The sequence below is a fragment of the Shewanella sp. 2_MG-2023 genome (assembly GCF_030548905.1).
GTDB lineage: Bacteria > Pseudomonadota > Gammaproteobacteria > Enterobacterales > Shewanellaceae > Shewanella > Shewanella electrodiphila.
The window spans coordinates 90548-110279 of the sequence record NZ_JAUOSO010000012.1; the positions used below are offsets into that span (position 1 = coordinate 90548).

A 19732-nucleotide genomic window follows, 5' to 3' on the forward strand; every position below is an offset into this window, starting at 1 on the left:
GCACTTAAACCCAACTTATAGAGCATTAAGATAGGCTTTTAATGCCTTAAGCCTGATGGTTGCGCCACCAATAATATCCATAAACCCTAAAAAGTCAGCTGGTTTATCCGCCGAGATCCAGCCTGAACCTGTAGCACCAATTGGTATGATATAACCTTCCGGCTCTTCAAACTCGATAATCACTGTACGGCCGTGACTGCTGTTGTTGTTACCCACGTGCTGTCTAACATGTTGGGTTCCTGCCATTGGGCTGATTAACGACTCGCCCGTCCCCGTAGTGACACTGTGAACACGTCCACGAAAAATCTCACCAGGAAATGCATCAACATAAAACTCTGCAAATTGACCAGGTTTAATATAGCGATACGTTTGATCAGCAATACGCATTTCTAAAAACTTTTTAGAAGTATCATAAAGATGCATGTTACCAATACGACTACCGACTGCAACATTGGTTATTGATAACTGGCCATCAAATTGCGCTCTGATCTCACGGCGATCGTCATTCCATTTAGCAGAACTAATCTGCGCATCGAACGAACGTAACTGCGCGCGATGGGTTTCAAGCTCAGCTTTGACAGAAGCGATTTCAGCCACTGTGGATTCGATTTTAGCGTCAAGATCGTCACGGGTCATTTCACTGGCATGTTCACCTAAATTGATAACACGCTCAAAATTACGCTTATCATTATTTAACGTTACCGTTAACGAATGCATTCTAAGTTTTAATGCTTCTTTTTTAGCAAGCTCTGCCGCTTTTTGCGCTTCAAGAGAATCTATTTCTTGTTCGCTGTCTACTGATACCAGTTTATAGATTAAATCGCCTTTTTTTACCTGTTGGTTATGAGTCACATAGATTTCTTCAATCTCTTGACCAAATAAAGGGCTTAACACCGCGTGAGGTGCTTTAATCGTTGAACTATCGGTTAAATCGGCTGGAGACCAAAAACGGTGTGCGGTAAAAAGCATAAATGCGATAAAAATACCTAAACCAACAGAACGAACCGCATTAGCAAGGTTCCATTTGATAACACCGAGTTTTACTAGGAGCCATATAATGAGTACATATGGGAGCATAATCTCTTTCATTTACTTGTCTCCTTTTAAGCCGTTACTAATGATGCTAGAAAGTCTGTTAGCTAATACATCCCAGCGACCGAAAGCAATAATGATGGCTAAAACCCACCAGGTTTTATCGATGAATAAGCCACATAATGATAAGGCAAACACAATTTGTGTATGGGCGCTCGACATGGCCTCAGCCTTATGAACAGCAACTTCATGCAGGCGCCAAAATAGCAGCAGCGTATAACAAATAATGCCAATGGTGACCACAAACACAAAGCCCATAAAAAATTCAGAATCTAACAGGGCTAAAATGCTGGGGTAACCATTAACAAAGTAGCCTTCAGGTAATTGCTTACCGTGTATTTGAGTGAGTAATGAGAAGCCATAACTTAATAGTCCGATAACCGATAACGATAAAATAAATGTGGTCATTTTTCGCACATAGAAAGATAACTTATTGCTCAACGATGGTTGTACCGTGTCGATATCAGGTAATTCAGTCATAAAGATCCTAAAAGCATGAGATATGTAACAGCGAGAGTAACAATGTCTCGCTGTATATGAGCTGAATACTAGCAATGACTCACAGTAATAACGGAATAACCGATATTCCAAATGGCTTATTTACTTTGTTCGATAATGTGTTTGTGGAATAGATGGTGTAATATGAAGTTAACGTGTTCTAAATTATCGGTATATTATGGATCTTAATGCACTTAATGTGTTCATTACCCTATATAGAGCAGGCTCGACCCAAAGAGCGGCTAAACAACTCGGAAGATCACAATCTTTTGTGTCAAAAGTGTTGGCGCAATTACGTGAAGAATTAAGCGATCCCTTATTCATACGCACCGCAAATGGTCTTCAGCCAACCAGCTACGCTGACAAGATTGCCCCTAAAATACAAAGTTCTATAGAACAAATCAACCTGGCTTTAGAACCTGAGTATTTTGATCCTAAAAACCTGCAATATATTACGGTTCATTTAGGCGAACCACTAATGGTCATGATGGGAAAAGATCTCATTGATGCAATTAGAGCAGAGACCTCAGCAGTAATTGAGTTAAGACAATGGCGTAAAACAAGTAATGACGGCTTAATTGATGGCTCAATTGATATTGGAATACAAACCTTAAGAGAGCGACCACAACAGCTATACCAGAAGAAAATTGCTTCAGGTTATGGCTCATTAGTGGGCAATAAAAATGGCGAGTTTATTAAGCTGATTATTGAAGACCTAAATGAGTATGTTGAGCTGTATCGCGCCATAGACGTGAAACTCAACCCAACCATTATTGTTGATAATTATAGTGTGCAAAGCCAATTACTTGCCGATAATTACTCTTATCAATTTAAGCTAGAGTCAGATGATAGCCATAAAGCGATTGCTGTCGATTTAGCTGTCATCTGCAGTGCTGCGCGTCGTCATGAAGCAAAAATTTCATGGTTATCTGAGTTATGTCAAAAAGTCATGTTGCAATCTATCGCTAATAGTTAGTCCACTCGAAAGTGAGGCATTATGAGTCAGAGAAGTATTCACGCTTTATTTAAACCAAAGTCTATTGCCGTCATTGGTGCATCAAATAAAGAAAAGCGCGCTGGTCGCGTATTAATGAAGAACTTACTGGGTAGCGGATTTTCAGGCCCTATCATGCCGGTGACGCCTAAATACGACGCCGTGATGGGCGTATTGGCCTACCCTAATATTGAATCTCTGCCCATCAAACCTGACTTAGCCATCATCTGTACTCGAGCAAGTCGAGTCCCCAGTATTGTAGAAACCTTAGCGCAATTTGGTTGTAAGGTAGTCATTATCATGGCATCGGGCATGGCCAATGAATATGATGACAATGGCGTGAGTTTACTCAGTTTAACTCAGCAGCACGCTAAACGTTTTGGCATGCGTATTTTAGGCTCAAACAGCCTAGGTATGATAATTCCACCTATTGGTCTTAATGCCAGCTTAGCCCATAGCAGTGCCAAGAAAGGCAAAATCGCATTTGTGTCTCAATCCGCAGCTATTTGTACTACGGTGCTCGATTGGGCCAATAATAAAGACATCGGCTTTTCATCATTTATATCCCTAGGGGATGCATCAGATATTGATTTTGATGAGTTGCTGGATTATCTCGGTAGAGATAGCAGCACCAGCGCCATTATGCTTTATATCGATTCTATCAATGAAAAACGCCATTTCCTGTCCGCAGCCCGAGCAGCAGCGCGTAATAAACCCATCTTTGTGATTAAATCAGGCCGTAGCCAAGAAGGCATCGCAGCCGCCATGCTACATACTGGTGGTAAAGGCGGAAATGATGCGGTTTATGAAGCGGCATTTAAACGTGCTGGTATGCTACGTGTTAATGATTTAATAGAGCTGTTTGCTGCAGTTGAAAGTTTAGCCCATTCAACCCCTCTTAAAGGTGAACGTGTTGCCATTATAAGTAATGGCGGCGGCCCTGCGGTACTCGCTGCTGATGAGCTCATAATAAAAGGCGGTAAATTAGCTCAACTATCAGAAGACACCATTAAAAAACTCAATGAAATCTTGCCAACAACATGGTCTGGCCAAAACCCAATCGATATTGTCGGTGATGCCAATAGCGAACGATATACCAAGGCATTAAATATCTTGATGGACAGCCAGGAAATGGATGCCATCTTAGTATTGCATTCCCCTTCAGCATTAGAAGAAAGTGACGAAATTGCCAATAGTTTAATTGCTGCAATTAAAGATCACCCTAATCGAAATCGACTGAATATCTTAACCAACTGGAGCGGTGAAAACTCAGCTTACCAGGCAAGAAAACTGTTTAATAAAGCGGTGATCCCAACTTATCGAACGCCTGAAGGCGCAGTGAAAGCCTTCATGCACATGGTTGAATATCGACGTAACCAAAGGTTGCTTCAAGAAGTACCGCAATCTATTCCTGATAATATCCCTGCTGATGCAAACAGTGCGAGAAAGCTGCTGCAAAAGGCGCAAAATGAGCAACGTTTCATTTTAGAAACCCATGAAACCAGCGACATTTTAAAAGCTTATGGCCTGAATACCATTCAAACTTGTTTTGCTAAAACGGCAGATGAAGCCATTAAGCTTGCCAACGAACTTGGATATCCTGTTGCGCTTAAAGTACAGTCACCAGATTTAATGTATAAGTCAGATGCTCATGGCGTCATGCTTAATCTAACCAACGATGATGAAGTCCGACAAGCGGCACATTCAATAATAAGTCGCGTTAAAGAGATTAATCCAGATGCCAAGATTGACGGCATGATAGTGCAAAAAATGGCCTTAACAGCAGGAGCGCAGGAAGTACGAGTTTCTGTTATTAATGACCCTGTGTTTGGTCCAGCTATTTGTTTGGGTGAAGGAGGTTCTGAGTGGGATCCTACCCGTGATGCGTCAGTTGCCCTACCACCTTTGAACATGACACTAGCACGATACATGGTCATTCAAGCTCTAAAAGCGAATAAGCTTAGAGACAGACATTTGCCTTTAGGTTTAGACATGAATGCCTTGTGTGTCATGCTGACGCAAATATCGCATCTTATAATTGATTGCCCCGAAATTGCATCATTGGATTTAAATCCCGTTCTGGCAGCTGGCAAGACGATCACTTTACTTGATGTGAATATGAAACTGAACCAAGCCGATATCGACCCTAAAACGCGCTTGGCCATTATGCCTTATCCAAAAGAGTTAGAACAAACAGCCATCTTGAAAAATGGCTTAAAAGTCATGCTTAGACCTATTTTACCAGAAGACGAACCTAAGCATTTAGCCTTTGATAATTCACTTAGTGATGAAGACAGATACAAGCGCTATTTTGGTGTGCGCTCTCGTATGACCCATGAAGAAATGGCAGTATTAACCCAAATTGATTACGCCCGCGAAATGGCATTCATCGCTACCGCAGAGGACGATAATGGTGAATCAATCACCCTTGGCGCTGTTAGGGCATCAACTGATCCTGATAATACCGAAGCTGAATTTGCTATGGCTGTACGTGGAGATTACCAAGGGATTGGTCTAGGAAAATTATTGTTAGAAAAGTTAGTCGATTACTATAAAACTACCGATACTCCGGTACTTGCAGGCTTCACCATGTTTGAAAACCGCAGTATGGCAAATCTTGCAAAGAATCTTGGTTTTGCAGTCTCATTTGATATGGAGGAGCATTTGATCAAAATGCACATGGACATGCCTACTTCATCTACATCAAACCAAGAGTAAATGACCCTGTGATAATAAATGTTTAAACACGATTGAGTTAAGAGTGACTCAACAGGCTCTAAACGGCTGAACGCGAATGTAATAGCATGAATTTCTGTTCAGTTTGGGCAAGGATATAACGAATTTAAATCAAAACGGAATTTGACAGTACTATGATTAGAAAATGCATGATTGGCTTGCTATGTACAGTTTCATTGATTGTTAATGCAGAAAGCTATCAAACGGAAAACTTCACCATTGAATACGATAAAAACATTTCTATTAACACCATAAAGCAGTTAGCAAACCGTGTTGATAAAAATAGAGAAGTCGTTCTATCTTATTTACAGCAGTCTTCGGTCTATGTTGGAACTCCGATTAACGAGCATCTCATTATTTATGTTTCCAAAAAAAGACGCACGCCTTACCAAGATTGGAACACAATACATATCCCCGAAAAAAGAGTCCTAGCTGCTTTTTCAGATAGCCAGTCTGAACACTCTGGTATGGCTATTATCCATGAATTGACTCACGTTTATGCCGTTAGTGCATTTAGAAAACAAAAGAAAAATGGATATGAAGATCGTTTTTATGATGACGGCCTTGCCGTGTTTTTACAGCATCGCTTTGGTGGAACACCAGAATATCCAGATTTTGGCACTGACTTATATAGGGCTGTTGCAGAGCAATCAGCAAAATATGGGAGTTTGATTTCACTGACTGAAGCAGAAGATATTAGGCATTCAGCAAAAACTGGAACCGCTAGGAAGCTCGCATATCTGCAAGAAGGTGCATTTACGCAATTTATCATTGAGCGTTACGGGTTAGATATTTATTTAAAATTATACCAAGGTGACGAGCCACACACCTTAACGGGGAAAACATTTAGTCAATTAGAAAAAGATTGGATTGAGTTAATTAATGTATTTGCAGTTTAACTAAACTGTCGACATTAAGTGCCAATAACTACAATTGTACTTATTGGCCGTCAGTGTTAGACAGTAGTAAAATTTAGATAAGCGTCAATGATGACAGTCATAACATTCATACTAGTTTGGACGCTTAGTTTATTAGCCTTTCACACAGTTTCTGCCAGATGATTTTGCTTGATACAACATATCGTCTGCGCGTTTTAATAAGGTTTCAGAATCATCCCCTGGTTGAATATTGGCAAGTCCAATCGACACGGTAATATTACCTAGTTGCTGTTTTTTTTCTTTGCCAATCGTTAATTGCCGCGCGGCAATACGCTCTCTTATACTTTCAGCAACAGTAAATGCATCTTTAAATTCTGTGTTAGGTAAAAGAACAACAAACTCTTCACCACCATAACGCGCGACAAAGTCATTGCCTTTCACTGACTGTTTTAATGCAAAGCCGACAAATGATAAGACCTTATCACCCACTAAGTGTCCGTGGGTATCATTAAATGCTTTGAAATGATCAATATCAACCATCAGTAAACTGCAAGGTATTTGGTTTTGAGTGAATAAGCTGACTTGTTCCGTTGAAAATATTTCATAGGCGCGGCGATTATTTAAGGAGGTGAGCTCATCGGTCATAGCGACTTTACTGAGGTTATCCATCTCTTCTTTAAGTTGGCTCAACTCGTCCCCTAAAGTTTCAATATCGGCTTTCATTGATTGGTTATTAGAGATGACCTGCTCTATCTCTGAGCTAATATTAACGACTAGTTCATTCAGTGTTTGAGGGTTAAGCTCTGTTTGAAGCTCTTGATTAAAATGTGAGAGATTACTTGAGAAGTCATCGGTACCAGAAGCAAACTGATTAATGCGATTCACTAAGCTATTAATGAGTAGCTGGGTTTCAATCTGGACATTCTCAATCACTTCAGGCGATTGCTCTTGTATGAAGTTATTGTATAAACCTTGATTGACTGAAGGGGTAAATTCAACCTCATTAGCAAGAAGACCATCAATCGCACGCTTTAAACTCAAATTGGTTTCTGAATAGTATTGATACCAAATGGCATAATTTTCAGGCGTGACAGGAATGTTTAACGCTGACATTTGCGGCACAGCCATACGTAATATTTGTGCAGAATTTTCAAGATTAGTATTCAAGAGAACATCCTATTCATCAATGTGAGAATCATATTTCGAAACAGTCAATCTGCACTAGTGACCTACAAGTCGCTTTAGCAATACACATAAAAAGTATACTTCACCAGTGTATTAAAATTATTTATTTAAGCAATGGAATTTAATATATAAAATGAAAAACATTGAATATAAAAGATATTTTAAGCTTTCATGGGGTGTGCTTATCGTAAAATCCTCGTGAATTAAAAATAAATAAAAAAATAAAACCCTTTTTGAACCCCAAACCGTTTATATCTATAACAAGGTTTTAGATACCAGTAATACACTAGCATTTTACAAGTGAGAATCCATATGAAAATTAGTCTTAACAGCGCATTTAAAAATCTAATCAAGTTGTCTGCAGTTGGCGCCATTGCCACTATGTCATTTTCATCTGTAGCGACTAGTCCTGTGCCGAATCAATTTGAGCGCCCTAACATGATTTCAAGTCATTCATTTACACAAGAGAGCTATCAAGAAATTGAACAAGCTAAAATGTTTCCTAAGCCTACAGAGAACCAAGTACAGCATATATTATCGCTTTCTAAACGTGACGATGAAGCGAGTTATAAAGTGGAAATTCAGATTGGTCAAAACAAAATGGTCGACTGTAATCAACATCGATTGATGGGCGAAATTGTAAAGCAAAACCTGCAAGGTTGGGGTTATAGTTACTATACACTTGATAAATTGACCGATGGGCCAAGTACAATGATGATGTGTCGCGAGCCTAAAACAGCAAAATTTGTGACGCTAGGGGAAAGTATTACAATTGATTATGACAGCCGCTTACCTAAGGTCTTTTATTTGCCTGAAGGTGCCGAACTTCGTTACCGTATTTGGCAAGTCAAAAGTGATTACCAATACACAGGTAATCAATAAAACAGGATTGGTGCTCGCGGTGTAGGTTAACTTACTGATTGGCAGATAAAAACATGTTAATAACGTTTAACCCGCACCACTTGCATTACTTCTATGGTAAAACCTGCAACCGCTTCTTCATCGTTGTAGTAAATAAGGCTCACTAATTGATCTTTAAGCGACTTATACTTTTTAGGTCGCTTAAATTTAAATGGAACGTCATAACCGTCTATCATAAGTGTATGCAGCACCCACTCTTCTTTCTCTCTTTGTATGTGAGAGATAACTTTAACGCCTTCTAAATGATTAAGTTTTTCATGTTTCTTTAGCAAGCCCTCAACTGCTTTGTTCTTCATTTTAGTGCGCTCCATTTTGGTTATATTTGTCGATACAGTTAACGATATCTTGATAACGATACTCACTACAATAACCGAAACCCGGTAACTGTTTCACTCTTATTCTGGCGAATATAGGCACGGTCATACCTGCCAAAAACTTAGCTTGCACAGATACTGAAACAGATAGATGCCCTTTCGTTAGCATGTGCTGATTAAAGCTGTCTAAATGTGCTTGGATGTCGGTTAAGTTTTCGATGGGTGCTATGGCTTTTTGCGGCAAAATGGCCGGTTTTCCACGACAAACACTACAATGACCACACTGCGAAGGCGCCGCATTATCGTCAAAGTAATGCGCTAACCGCGCTGTAATACAGGTTTGTGATTCAAAAAAAGCTAACAATTGATTTAAACGAGCGATTTCTTTGACTTCATTGCTCTGGAAGTAATCTGATAACTGACCAATGAGATCTTTTTGCACTAGCGCTGCAGGGTTTACTTCGAAAACTTGTATAATTTTTTTGGTCTCTAATAAGATCATCTGCTTATCTGCAAGATACTCTAATGCTGCAACCACACGCTGCCTTTCAGCCCCATAAGCTTGATATAAACTATCAAAATCTAGTTGACCCCAAACCTTCTTAAAACGTGTATGTTCAAAAATTTGATTTAAAAATGTCTGCCTTTGCTCATCAAAGCCTGCAAGTAATTGATGTTTATCAACTAGAAATTGATACTTAAACTCAGCAAAATAAGCAAAACTAGGTTTAACGACCTTGGCTAATTCAAGTTGAACCAATAAGGTTTTAAGCGGCAATAACTTGATATTGCAACTACTGGATATACTAGATTCTTGCATTTCCCAGCGGCCATTATCCACTTCAGCGGTGATATGCTGAATTAATTTGGCAATGGCACTCGGTTCTGGAGTATCACCATAAACAAAGTTTTCTATGGTACTGAGACCATCTTTGTTTGCTAAAGTGACACAATGCGACAAACCATTATCACGCCCAGCTCTGCCAATTTCTTGGCTGTAATTCTCAATCGATTTGGGTAAATCATAATGGATAACAAAGCGTATGTTACTTTTATCTATCCCCATGCCAAAAGCAATGGTAGCGACAATAATATTGATTTCGCCATTCATGAAACGATGTTGGATCTGATTTCGAGTATCAGATTCAAGACCCGCATGATAAGCCGTGGCCTGAAAGCCTTGAGTCGTTAAGTACTGCGCAACATCCTCAGCCGTTTTTTGCAAAGTCACGTATATAATGCCCGCACCGTTATACTGGCTGACGCAATGGCTCAAGCTGGTATTTTTTTCACTTTCTAAAACGGGTAATACACTGATATCAAGGTTAGCTCGATAAAACCCTGTTTGAACCACTTGCTGAGGCAATATATTAAACCGCTTAGCCATATCCTGTTTTACTTTGGCAGTTGCTGTTGCTGTTAATAGCAATACTTGAGGAATAGCGAACTCCTGACAATAAACAGGAATTTTCAAATAGTCAGGCCTGAAATTGTGACCCCACTCAGAGATACAGTGCGCTTCATCAACAACCAATAACGAAATAGTAATTGAAGATAAAAACTGCCTAAAGCGTTCATTTTTAAAACGTTCAACAGACACCATTAATATTTTAGTCTGCCCGCTACGCACATCACGCATCACTTGCTGGCTTTGTTCATAGGTCAAACTTGAATCAATACTCGCTGCACTAATTCCTTTACTATGTAAGAAAGCTATTTGATCCTTCATTAAGGCCAACAGTGGCGAAATCACTAACGTTACATTAGCAAGCTGCAGTGCGCTAAATTGATAGCATAGTGACTTACCAGAACCCGTTGGAAAAATGGCTAAAGAAGAATGCCCTGACAATATATGTTCAATGACAGCTTGTTGCCCTTCATGAAATTGATCAAAACCAAATTGTTGTTTTAATAACGCAGTTAATGCTGAGGCTGTTGTAGATATGTGAGAACTTGGCTGTTGCATGTCGACGCCTTTATTGATTGAAAGCAGTCGAACGCTTACGACTTACGAGCAATATATTGATTGATTAAATCAGTCAGTTTATCTTCAAACACTTCTTGTACTTGTTCAAGGTCATGACCAAAGCGCTGTAAATATTTTGCAGCTTGCGCGCGAGTGAGCATTTTATTGGCTAAACAATAAGCCATTTCGTCTAATTGTTTATTAAAACGAGGTTCAAGTAACCACTGGCAACTGTCTGTATCAAACGCAGCTAACGTTTGCTGAGCAAGATTACAAAAGGTATCAATGTGATCTATACCATCTGGTCCTAAACAACCTGGCTCTAAACGGTAAAGAACAATTAATTTATTATCAAACATACTAAGCGCGCATCCTATGCGTAAACAATTGAACTGATTTACAAATTATCCAAAAATCAATTAAGTTAAAAAGAAAAACTAGCCTTCTTTGGCTATTATCATAGCTTGTTTAAACTTATCAATATAGTTTTCGATTGGCACAATGTCTTCTTTTAAGCGTCTATTGCGCCCAAGCAAAGAGGACTCCACAAATAATTCAAACCAAGATGATAATGCCTCACCATTTTTAGGTTCATCTATTGCACTAAACGCTAATGCAGCAACTTCAGCGGTAGACAACTGAAAGTCATGACTGCCCTTTCTTAATTCATAAGTGGCTAAGGTTTCCGGATTAAAAGATAGCAAAGGTAAATCATGAAGGTATGGACTCTTGCGAAACATTTTAATCGCTTGGCGCCAGCTACCATCCAGTAAAATGAGTAACGGTATTTTTTTAGGCTTATCAGCTTGATGCGCTAAAGAAGCATTAACTGCATTATCAATGTTTGACTGCTTGCACACTGATAGTTGATCAATATGCTCTACCACTTGCTGACCTTCTTGTGCATATTGAGCGGGGAAAATTAACAAAGGCTGATATTGAGCATCATTAATCATCTCAATCATTTGCTTATTGGGATCTTTACGCGACCAAAGAAAAGCGCTGGTATTAGGCACGGTATCAGCAATGAGACGACCACTATTTGTCGGCTTTAATACTTCGTCATCATACATGATCAACATAAAGCTAGCTGACGTGTTGAGATACTGCCTATGCTCACAGGTACAGAAAATCTCTCCTAATAAACACCATGGGCAACGAATAAGCTTCATTCCTCTAGCTGCAAAAGGTTTTGTTGAAATTGATTTTCTGTATTGGTACAGACGATGAACAGCATGTTGCTGCTCAGGTGGTATCGCCAACATGTTGGACTCTCTTTCTATCGCAATATGGGAATGACTTAAGGACAGCTATAGTTTTGCTATTAAGGAAAATTATCATGCTTGCTTGATACATAATTATCTTAGTATCAAATGATAGTGTATTAAACACAAATAGATGCAGTCGTTTACATTTACGTTCAAAAATATTCATCACCAATTAAGGTGATGAATGATTTTTTCCTAGCTATAATATTCTACGTAGTAAAAAATCAGCTTTTAAGCGTTTAATTCTAGTCATAATTTTTTTCACAGGAACTGGATATTTCTGTAAAGTTTCAATTTGACTGTAATGAAACAGCTTCTCAGTGTGGGTAAGAATCAGATCTTGTTCAGCTTCAAAATTGACCTTCCAAGCACCAGATTCATCATGCAGTAGTAAGCCATTTTCTAGATCCAAAGCCCAAGCCCGTGGGTTAAGATTAGAGCCTGTGATGAGGTGTTTTTTGCCATCAGCACTGATCCCTTTCAAATGGTAACTATTAATTCCATTTTTCCAAAGGTGGATCCTAAGCTGACCATTTTCAACAGCCCATTGTTGGCGCTTAACAAACTTGCGTAACGATTGCTCGTACATATACGGCAATGCACCAATGGTAGAAAATTCTTTTTCAGGTGGTATATAAAAATCGTTAGCCGTTTTATCACCGACAACAATATCAATACTTTTGCCATTACGAAGATGACGAGTCAGTGCACGCACCAAGGCATTAGGTGGATTAAAATATGGCGTACAAATAAACAATGACTCTTGAGACTCATCGACAAGCTTAACAACTACTTCATTAAGCTTATTCTTTTTACGGCCTAACCCCACAAGCGGTGTCACACGATTACCAATACGCGTACTTTCAAATTCGTATTTAGAACGCCCTAGGCGCGTCTTGAATGTGCGAATATCGTTCTTTTCAGGGCACTGCTCGCTACTACGATCTTGCGTTAATGAGCAAACCGCTGGATCGCTAACTAAATACTGATGAATAAATGCAGTCATGCTTCTTGCAAGTTCAGCAGATTCAATCAGGTGATAGCGATCAAAGCGATATTTTTCAAATTGCTGGAAATAGATATTATTGATACTTGCACCACTGAAGATGACAGCATCATCGATAATGAAACCTTTAAGGTGCAAAACGCCCATAAATTCACGGGATTTAACAGGCACCCCAAGAATATCAAATGGGACTTCAGCTTCAGCCATTGCTTTGCGGTACATAATGTAATTACCGCTATCGCCTTTATGACCAATTAAGCCACGACGTGCACGATGATAATCTACTAGTACAACAATATTAATTTCAGGATTGGCAGCTTTAACTGCTAATAACGCATTTAAGACTTCGCGTCCTGCTTCGTCATCTTCCAAATACAACGCAGCTATATAGATCGCTTTTTTCGCGTTCGCGATGCGTGAAAGTAATTCAGTTTTAAACTGAATCGGATCTAATAACCATTTTAATGATTCAGCTTGTAATGCGATACCACCTAGCTTGTCCAGCAAGGCAACCTCCTTAAATGATTGTCAGTGTTACTCACTGAGTTCGCCGTTTTTAAATGACTATTCGTATTGAATTTAAGCATCAGCCCTATTTTTATTCTAGGTTTGAACAATAAAATGCTTAATCTATCAATCGATATATCTGAAACGACGCAATAACAAATTTACTAAAATAATTGGAGATAGAAATTACCGACTTAACTGCGTTCGAGCAAGGTTTTTCTCAACTTAAACACGTGTTTGGTTAGTTTATGAGAAACAATTAATATATTTGGGCTTAAACGCTAACGATTTACTCACGAAGGTGACCCAATATTTTCTGTAAAATCGACTATTTCTCAGCCACAAGCAAAGATCTTTAATGTAAACCACACGTAAATGACGTATTTTAACTTTACCTATATTGATTGTATCTAATTATGCCTTTTCCTATTCGAGCCTTATCCTTTGCGGTAGTCATTCTGGCAATGAGTTTTCCAGTGTTAGCAAATGACTATTTAACTAATATGATGAATATCATCAGCCCATCACAGTCACAGATATCAGTGAGTGTTTGGGATGTTGAAAGCCAAAAAAACATCTATACACTCAATGATAATACCTTAATGTTACCTGCTAGCATTCAGAAATTAATCACTGCAGTAGCTGCGAGCCATCAATTAGGTAAAGATTTTCATTATGAAACCCAAATGACTCATGACGGTGTTATCAATAACAATGTCTTAAACGGTAACCTGTATATCCACTTTCAAGGGGATCCAACCCTAAAACGTAAACACCTCGATGCGCTCATCCAGCAATTAAAGCAAAAAGGGATCAGTAATATTAGCGGTGATGTATATCTAGTTGCAGAAGAGTCTAAACAAACTCGCGCACCAGGCTGGGCTTGGGACGATTTAGGCATTTGTTATGCGGCGCCGGTGTCAAATTACATTATTGATAGAAATTGCGTTAAAGCGACGCTGACGCCGTCTAAAGTGGCGTCTACCGTTTCAATTAAATCAATTTATCCAATCACGATGACATCAACAGCTAAGTTTGATCAAACCATTGATGTAAAAGAAGCACAAAAACATTTTTGTGAATTGCATATGCAACGATTTGATAATAACCATTATCAAATTGATGGTTGTTACCCAGGCAACAAATCCATTCGATTAGCGATAGCAGTAAACGATCCGAGTTTATACAGCAAAGGGGTAATTGAAGATTTACTCCAACAAAACAAGATTAACTATCTTAGTATTAACACTGTATCAAAGGTTAATCAGCCACAAACAGTCATTGCAACACATCAATCAAAACCGCTACCCGTTTTATTAAAAACCATGTTACAAAAATCTGATAATTTAATTGCTGACAGTTTATTAAAACAAATTGGCAGACAGTATTTTTTTCAATACCAAAAGCAATTACGAACTGAGCAAGCAGCCCCTTTAGATGAGATACAGTGGAATAATACTGTACCTAAAGATGGATTTTTAGTCGGAGCAAAAGCCATTGAGCATATAATGCTAGAACTTGGTTTACCTTATATTGAAGCAAACATTGTCGATGGCTCTGGCTTGTCACGTTACAACCTTATTACAGCCCATCAAATGATGGCGCTATTACAACTAATCAAAACAGACGAGCAATTAAACTATCTAGAAACATTACTACCCGTTTCTGGTGAGTCTGGTACCCTCAAATACAAAAAATATTTCAATCAACCACCGTTAAAGAGTGAAGTGGCCGCTAAAACCGGCACTATGATGGGCGTAGAAAACTTGGCAGGATATTTAGATGCAGATAATGGTAAGCAATACGCATTTGTCATCATAGAAAACGGCTTAAGCCCTAAAGCAAAAAAAGCCAGACTGGCACCTTTTAGTGCCCTTTTGCTGCAAACGTTGAATGATTTGCCTTAAACCTTAAGTATCGGTCTTTGCGCTATCAAGCAAATTGCTGCTTAAGCTTATTTATTGTAGATACTAAAAAGCACCTTAAATTAAGGTGCTTTTTTCTGATAAGTGCTTACAAGTCGATAATTTAAAACAAGTCTGCAGGCATTGCCATAATAGCATCATCACCTTGACTAACCTGCGCAATATGGAAATCCGCTTTAGGCAGAACTTTGTCCATATAGAACTTTGCCACAAATTGTTTTTGTTGCGCAAAACTTTGATCTTCATGACCTTGTGAACGTTCAGCCATCAGCAATGAGTAATAACCGTAAAGGATAAAACCAAATGCATCTAAGAAATCAACCGCACTGGCATTAATTAATGCTGGCTGAGTTAATTTATGCTCATTGATGTGATTTGCAATGGTGAGTAAATTATCAAAGCGCAAGCTGATCGCCTTTTTGTCAGCGTCAGACACATGTTCAAAACCGGCTAACTCTTGGTTAATCTCAGCAACGAAACTAGTTAACGTTGCGACATTGTCACCTGTGACTTTACGACCTAAAAAGTCGATAGCCTGAATGCCGTTTGTTCCTTCATAAATCTGCGCTATTCGCGTGTCACGGACAAATTGTTCTATACCCGTTTCGCGAATATAACCATGACCACCGAATACTTGTTGCGCCATGATTGTAGCGTCTAAACCACGGTCAGTTAAGAAGGCTTTAGAAACTGGTGTTAATAAGCCAACATATTTTGTCGCTTTTGCTTTAACATCACCTTCACTGTGCTTGGCCAAATCAAGTTGTTTACCAGTAAACACTGATAATGCACGACCCGCATCAGTAATTGACTTGATTGTTAATAGCATACGACGTACATCGCCATGCACAATAATTGGATCTGCAGTAGCGCCAGTTGCTGACCCTCCTGCTGCGACGCCTTGTACACGTTCTTTAGCATAGTCGGCAGCCATTTGATAAGCACCTTGAGCACTGCCTAAACCTTGAATACCAATAGCCAAGCGCTCATAGTTCATCATAGTGAACATACACACCAAGCCACGATCGACTCTACCAACTAAAAAACCTTTGGCATTGTCGTAATTCATCACACATGTGGCAGATGCTTTAAGGCCCATTTTATGTTCTATAGAACCAACAGTCACCCCATTAGAATCACCTAATGAACCGTCATCATTAACATTGATTTTAGGCACTAAAAATAAAGATATACCACTGGAGTTAGGCAATTTAGCCAATACTAAGTGAATAACGTTTTCTGTTAAATCATGATCGCCACCGGTAATGAAAATTTTGCTACCAGAAATTAAGTAACTGCCATCATCTTGAGGTTCAGCTTTAGTACGAATGTTACGTAAATCTGAACCCGCTTGCGGCTCAGTCATGTCCATTGCACCTGACCACTGGCCAGAATAAAGATTAGGTAAATATTTTTCTTTTAACTCTTCTGTTGCGTGCGCATTAATACATAATGCGGCGCCAGCAGTCAGTGAACTATATAAAGTAAATGAGTTACAGGCGCTGTAATTCATCTCATCAACTAATACACCAAGCATTTTCGGCATTCCCATGCCACCAAAACCTGGCTCACCACAAAGTCCTACCCAACCACCTTCTGAAAATTGCTGGTAAGTTTCTTTAAACCCATCCGGCGTGATGACCTTACCATCAATATGTCTGACTTCTTGTTCATCCCCATTTCGGTTAATAGGTTGAATTAGGTCACGGCTTATCTTGCTCGCTTCATCTAAAATAGCGACAGCAGTGTCCATATCGACCATTTCAGCCATAGCAGGCATGTTTTGCCAAGTATTGGTGGCGTCGAAGACATTTTCTAATAAAAACTGCATGTCTTTTAAAGGTGCTTGGTAAGGGTTCATATCAGACTCTTAAACAGATAATTAAAACAGTTGTTTCAATTTATACAAAAGTCGCAATAAACACAAGTTCAATCGCATGTTAACCACATAAAAAAAGGATATTTCTAAAAGCACTTTGGAAAGATAACTGCTGTCAATTATCTTAGATAATTAGCAGGGTTTTATTGATAAAATGAGAACGATATTAGATAAGTAACTTTTATTGCTGTTGCTCGTAAGCAGCACCCAGCAATGCAAAATAATCTATAATACAAGCCATGATCTGTTTGCGATGCTCCATAGAGGGATATATCATTTTTGAAACAGTATCGGTATCTAATGTCCCTGAGACCAAATACTGGTTATAAATATGACCGTCTGATTCAATTGCAGCCTCAAATGCCCTTGCCATTAGCTCTGTAGGTTTAGAAAAATAGTAACTTCCTTGCTGCTTATCAATGGCGATAGCCTTGTTCACATAATCACTTGCACTCTTGCCGTCATCACTCAACAATACCAATTTAAATAACGCTGACAGTTTGTCATTTAGTTGGTGAGGTTTTAACAACACATCTTTGAGCCATAAATCAGATGCACAACTGTATTTAACGCTAAAGGCAGAATGGGAACTCCTCATATTGCTACCAACATCAAAAGCCTTATCAACAATGTAATGATCAAATGCATGCCAGAACTCATGTGCTAAAGCTCCTGCACCTGCATTTTTAGCTAAAGCTAGTTCTTTCGTGGTCGGGGAATAATGAGCCTGCACGCCTTTTTGACCACCTCGGCCAAATAACAAGTTCAATGTTTGTCGCAACCCCAGTAATCTTGTAGGCACTTGTAATATCTGTGATAAATCAGCTAATGAATCAAAAACTAGATTAGCTGCAATGTCAGACTCTTCTCTAGTAACCCATTTGCCGACACTAATATGCCTCAAACCAAAAGTATGTTTGATATCAATAAAATTGGCTTGCTGCCCTTCTCGGTAATCAGCACCATTTCTATAGTAGTGAGTTTTTTTAAGCACGATGATTACCTAGTAAAGCATGAATGAAATGGTATTTAATTATAAATTTAAGCAATAAAAAAGCCCCGTAAAGAGGCTTTAATAATTATGATTTAGATAAACGAATTAGCCATTAAACACATCATTTGAATAATGAGAGTTTACTCCGTGTTTACCACATTAAATCATCAGGAATTGCATAATCTGCGTATGGATCATCTGCTTGTTCAACTTGTTCAGTTTGGGTATTGGTATTTTCTTCCCATAAATAACCACACCACTCAGGTACCAATAAGTTTACACGCTCAGCCAGTTTGTGAGGTACAAGGTAGCTCTTATCTTCGTGGCGTACGATACCTACAGCGCCAGATAATAACTGACCTTGCAGCTTTTCTGTTACGTAAATAGATAAAATCTTAGTGCTCATAGTGAAATTAAATTTGATTTCAGCATCTTTAGGGATGCTAATGGCAAACTTATTAAACTCGGTAATAAGACCACGAACTTGACCTTTCTCACTCGCCTCTGCAAATCGTTTCTCGTTTAAAGCGCGATCTTTTTCTGTTTGCGCTAACTTTTGATCTGCAATTTGCTGTTTCAAATCAGCACTGCCGTCATCGACCTTGGCTTTTTTCTGTTTACGTTTTTGAGTTTTAACGTCTCGCGCTTTTTGCTTACTCGCGAGTCCTGCTTTTAGCAATTGCTCTTGCAATGCGTTGGCCATTTAAATCACCTTTAAAAAAATTGTATTACTGTTCAGGTAAATGTTTTGCTAATGCATCCATTGCAGCACCTGCACCACCTAATGACCAACCACCATCGACAGGTAATATTGTTCCGGTAATGTATGAAGCCATGTCAGATGCTAGAAATAACGCAGCATTGGCAATATCTTGTTTTTGTCCGTTACGTTTAAGCGGCACACTATCAGCTATCATAGATTTTAATGCTTTACTCGGTGCTAAGCGATCAAAACCTTCAGTTTCTGCGATAGGACCCGGCACAATAGAATTGACTCGAATACCTTCAACGCCCCATTCTATGGCTAAGGTACGTGTCAGCATATCAACACCCGCTTTTGCTGCACATACGTGCACTTGTAACGCCATTGGCACATAGGCTTGAGGTGCTGAAATTTGAATGACACTGGCAGACGTTTTGCCATCAGTCTCTTTTATGCCTCTCACCAATAATGGATATGCTTGTTTAATCACTTGAAAGCTGCCAAGTAAATCAATATCCATAACCGATTTAAAGCCATTTACCGATAAATCTTTCGCTCGTGCTGGAAAGTTTCCTGCAGCGCCACTGACCAACACATCAATATGGCCGAACTGTGCTTCAATCTCTGAAAAACCCGAAGCAACAGCTTCAGGATCTCTGACATCAAAACTCACGCCTATGTGCTGACCTCGAGGGTTAGCTGACTTTAAAGCATCTACAGCAGCACTCACTTTTTCAATACTGCGACTGGCAACAGCAACATTTGCCCCTTGCTGAGAAAAAGCGCAAGCAATACCAAGATTAATGCCACTTGTACCACCAATAACAACAACGTTCTTTCCATGATAATCAAACATTATGCACTCC

General features: G+C 39.2%; 17 protein-coding genes. 5 read left to right on the forward strand and 12 right to left on the reverse strand.

Annotated elements, in window-relative coordinates; genetic code table 11:
- Window positions 1–15: 15 nt before the first annotated feature.
- Window positions 16–1089, reverse strand: a complete 1074-nt coding sequence (locus tag Q4600_RS13215) for an HlyD family secretion protein (protein WP_248955202.1) — start codon at window positions 1087–1089, stop codon at window positions 16–18.
- The gene (locus Q4600_RS13220; RefSeq protein WP_303516838.1) at window positions 1090–1572 is read right to left on the reverse strand and encodes a magnesium transporter; all 483 of its coding nucleotides are present in this window, start codon (window positions 1570–1572) and stop codon (window positions 1090–1092) included.
- Between the two features lie 196 nt (window positions 1573–1768).
- Between Q4600_RS13220 and Q4600_RS13225 the strand changes: the two genes are divergently transcribed.
- The 3 genes from Q4600_RS13225 (at window position 1769) to Q4600_RS13235 (ending at window position 6219) form a co-directional block, all read left to right on the forward strand.
- On the forward strand, window positions 1769–2566 hold the full coding sequence (locus tag Q4600_RS13225; protein ID WP_303516840.1) for a LysR family transcriptional regulator: 798 nt from the start codon (window positions 1769–1771) through the stop codon (window positions 2564–2566).
- 21 nt (window positions 2567–2587) lie between these two features.
- Window positions 2588–5302: an acetate--CoA ligase family protein gene (locus Q4600_RS13230; RefSeq protein WP_303516842.1), complete on the forward strand. Its 2715-nt coding sequence runs from the start codon at window positions 2588–2590 to the stop codon at window positions 5300–5302.
- A gap of 167 nt (window positions 5303–5469) precedes the next feature.
- The gene (locus Q4600_RS13235) at window positions 5470–6219 is read left to right on the forward strand and encodes a hypothetical protein (protein ID WP_303516844.1); all 750 of its coding nucleotides are present in this window, start codon (window positions 5470–5472) and stop codon (window positions 6217–6219) included.
- Window positions 6220–6351: 132 nt separating this feature from the next.
- Here the strand turns inward: Q4600_RS13235 and Q4600_RS13240 are convergent, their stop codons facing one another.
- Window positions 6352–7326, reverse strand: a complete 975-nt coding sequence (locus tag Q4600_RS13240; protein WP_303516930.1) for a GGDEF domain-containing protein — start codon at window positions 7324–7326, stop codon at window positions 6352–6354.
- Window positions 7327–7695: 369 nt separating this feature from the next.
- Between Q4600_RS13240 and eco the strand changes: the two genes are divergently transcribed.
- Window positions 7696–8265, forward strand: coding sequence for a serine protease inhibitor ecotin (gene eco / locus Q4600_RS13245; RefSeq protein WP_303516846.1), 570 nt, complete (start codon window positions 7696–7698; stop codon window positions 8263–8265).
- Window positions 8266–8321: 56 nt separating this feature from the next.
- Here eco and Q4600_RS13250 read toward each other — a convergent pair whose 3' ends face one another.
- From Q4600_RS13250 to pssA, 5 genes are all read right to left on the reverse strand, one after another.
- On the reverse strand, window positions 8322–8600 hold the full coding sequence (locus Q4600_RS13250; RefSeq protein WP_303516848.1) for a hypothetical protein: 279 nt from the start codon (window positions 8598–8600) through the stop codon (window positions 8322–8324).
- A 1-nt stretch (window position 8601) separates the two neighbouring features.
- On the reverse strand, window positions 8602–10584 hold the full coding sequence (locus Q4600_RS13255) for an ATP-dependent DNA helicase RecQ (protein WP_303516850.1): 1983 nt from the start codon (window positions 10582–10584) through the stop codon (window positions 8602–8604).
- Window positions 10585–10619: 35 nt separating this feature from the next.
- Window positions 10620–10943 carry a hypothetical protein gene (locus Q4600_RS13260; RefSeq protein ID WP_102527360.1) on the reverse strand — a complete coding sequence of 108 codons (324 nt, stop codon included), beginning with the start codon at window positions 10941–10943 and terminating at the stop codon, window positions 10620–10622.
- Window positions 10944–11021: 78 nt separating this feature from the next.
- On the reverse strand, window positions 11022–11846 hold the full coding sequence (locus Q4600_RS13265; protein ID WP_229368798.1) for a tRNA-uridine aminocarboxypropyltransferase: 825 nt from the start codon (window positions 11844–11846) through the stop codon (window positions 11022–11024).
- A 205-nt stretch (window positions 11847–12051) separates the two neighbouring features.
- Window positions 12052–13365: a CDP-diacylglycerol--serine O-phosphatidyltransferase gene (gene pssA, locus Q4600_RS13270; RefSeq protein ID WP_303516853.1), complete on the reverse strand. Its 1314-nt coding sequence runs from the start codon at window positions 13363–13365 to the stop codon at window positions 12052–12054.
- A 416-nt stretch (window positions 13366–13781) separates the two neighbouring features.
- Here pssA and dacB point away from each other — a divergent pair, with 416 nt between their 5' ends.
- Window positions 13782–15272 carry a D-alanyl-D-alanine carboxypeptidase/D-alanyl-D-alanine-endopeptidase gene (gene dacB / locus Q4600_RS13275; RefSeq protein ID WP_303516855.1) on the forward strand — a complete coding sequence of 497 codons (1491 nt, stop codon included), beginning with the start codon at window positions 13782–13784 and terminating at the stop codon, window positions 15270–15272.
- A gap of 121 nt (window positions 15273–15393) precedes the next feature.
- On the opposite strand, the gene Q4600_RS13280 is transcribed toward dacB, so the two are convergent.
- The 4 genes from Q4600_RS13280 to Q4600_RS13295 all read right to left on the reverse strand — a co-directional run bounded on the left by Q4600_RS13280 (window position 15394) and on the right by Q4600_RS13295 (window position 19722).
- Entirely contained in the window at window positions 15394–17151 is a 1758-nt protein-coding gene (locus Q4600_RS13280; protein WP_303516856.1) for an acyl-CoA dehydrogenase family protein, read from the reverse strand.
- A 199-nt stretch (window positions 17152–17350) separates the two neighbouring features.
- On the reverse strand, window positions 17351–18163 hold the full coding sequence (locus tag Q4600_RS13285) for a CLCA_X family protein (protein WP_303516858.1): 813 nt from the start codon (window positions 18161–18163) through the stop codon (window positions 17351–17353).
- Window positions 18164–18314: 151 nt separating this feature from the next.
- Window positions 18315–18866 carry a DUF2058 domain-containing protein gene (locus Q4600_RS13290; protein ID WP_229368736.1) on the reverse strand — a complete coding sequence of 184 codons (552 nt, stop codon included), beginning with the start codon at window positions 18864–18866 and terminating at the stop codon, window positions 18315–18317.
- A 25-nt stretch (window positions 18867–18891) separates the two neighbouring features.
- On the reverse strand, window positions 18892–19722 hold the full coding sequence (locus Q4600_RS13295) for an SDR family oxidoreductase (RefSeq protein WP_303516861.1): 831 nt from the start codon (window positions 19720–19722) through the stop codon (window positions 18892–18894).
- Window positions 19723–19732: the final 10 nt, after the last annotated feature.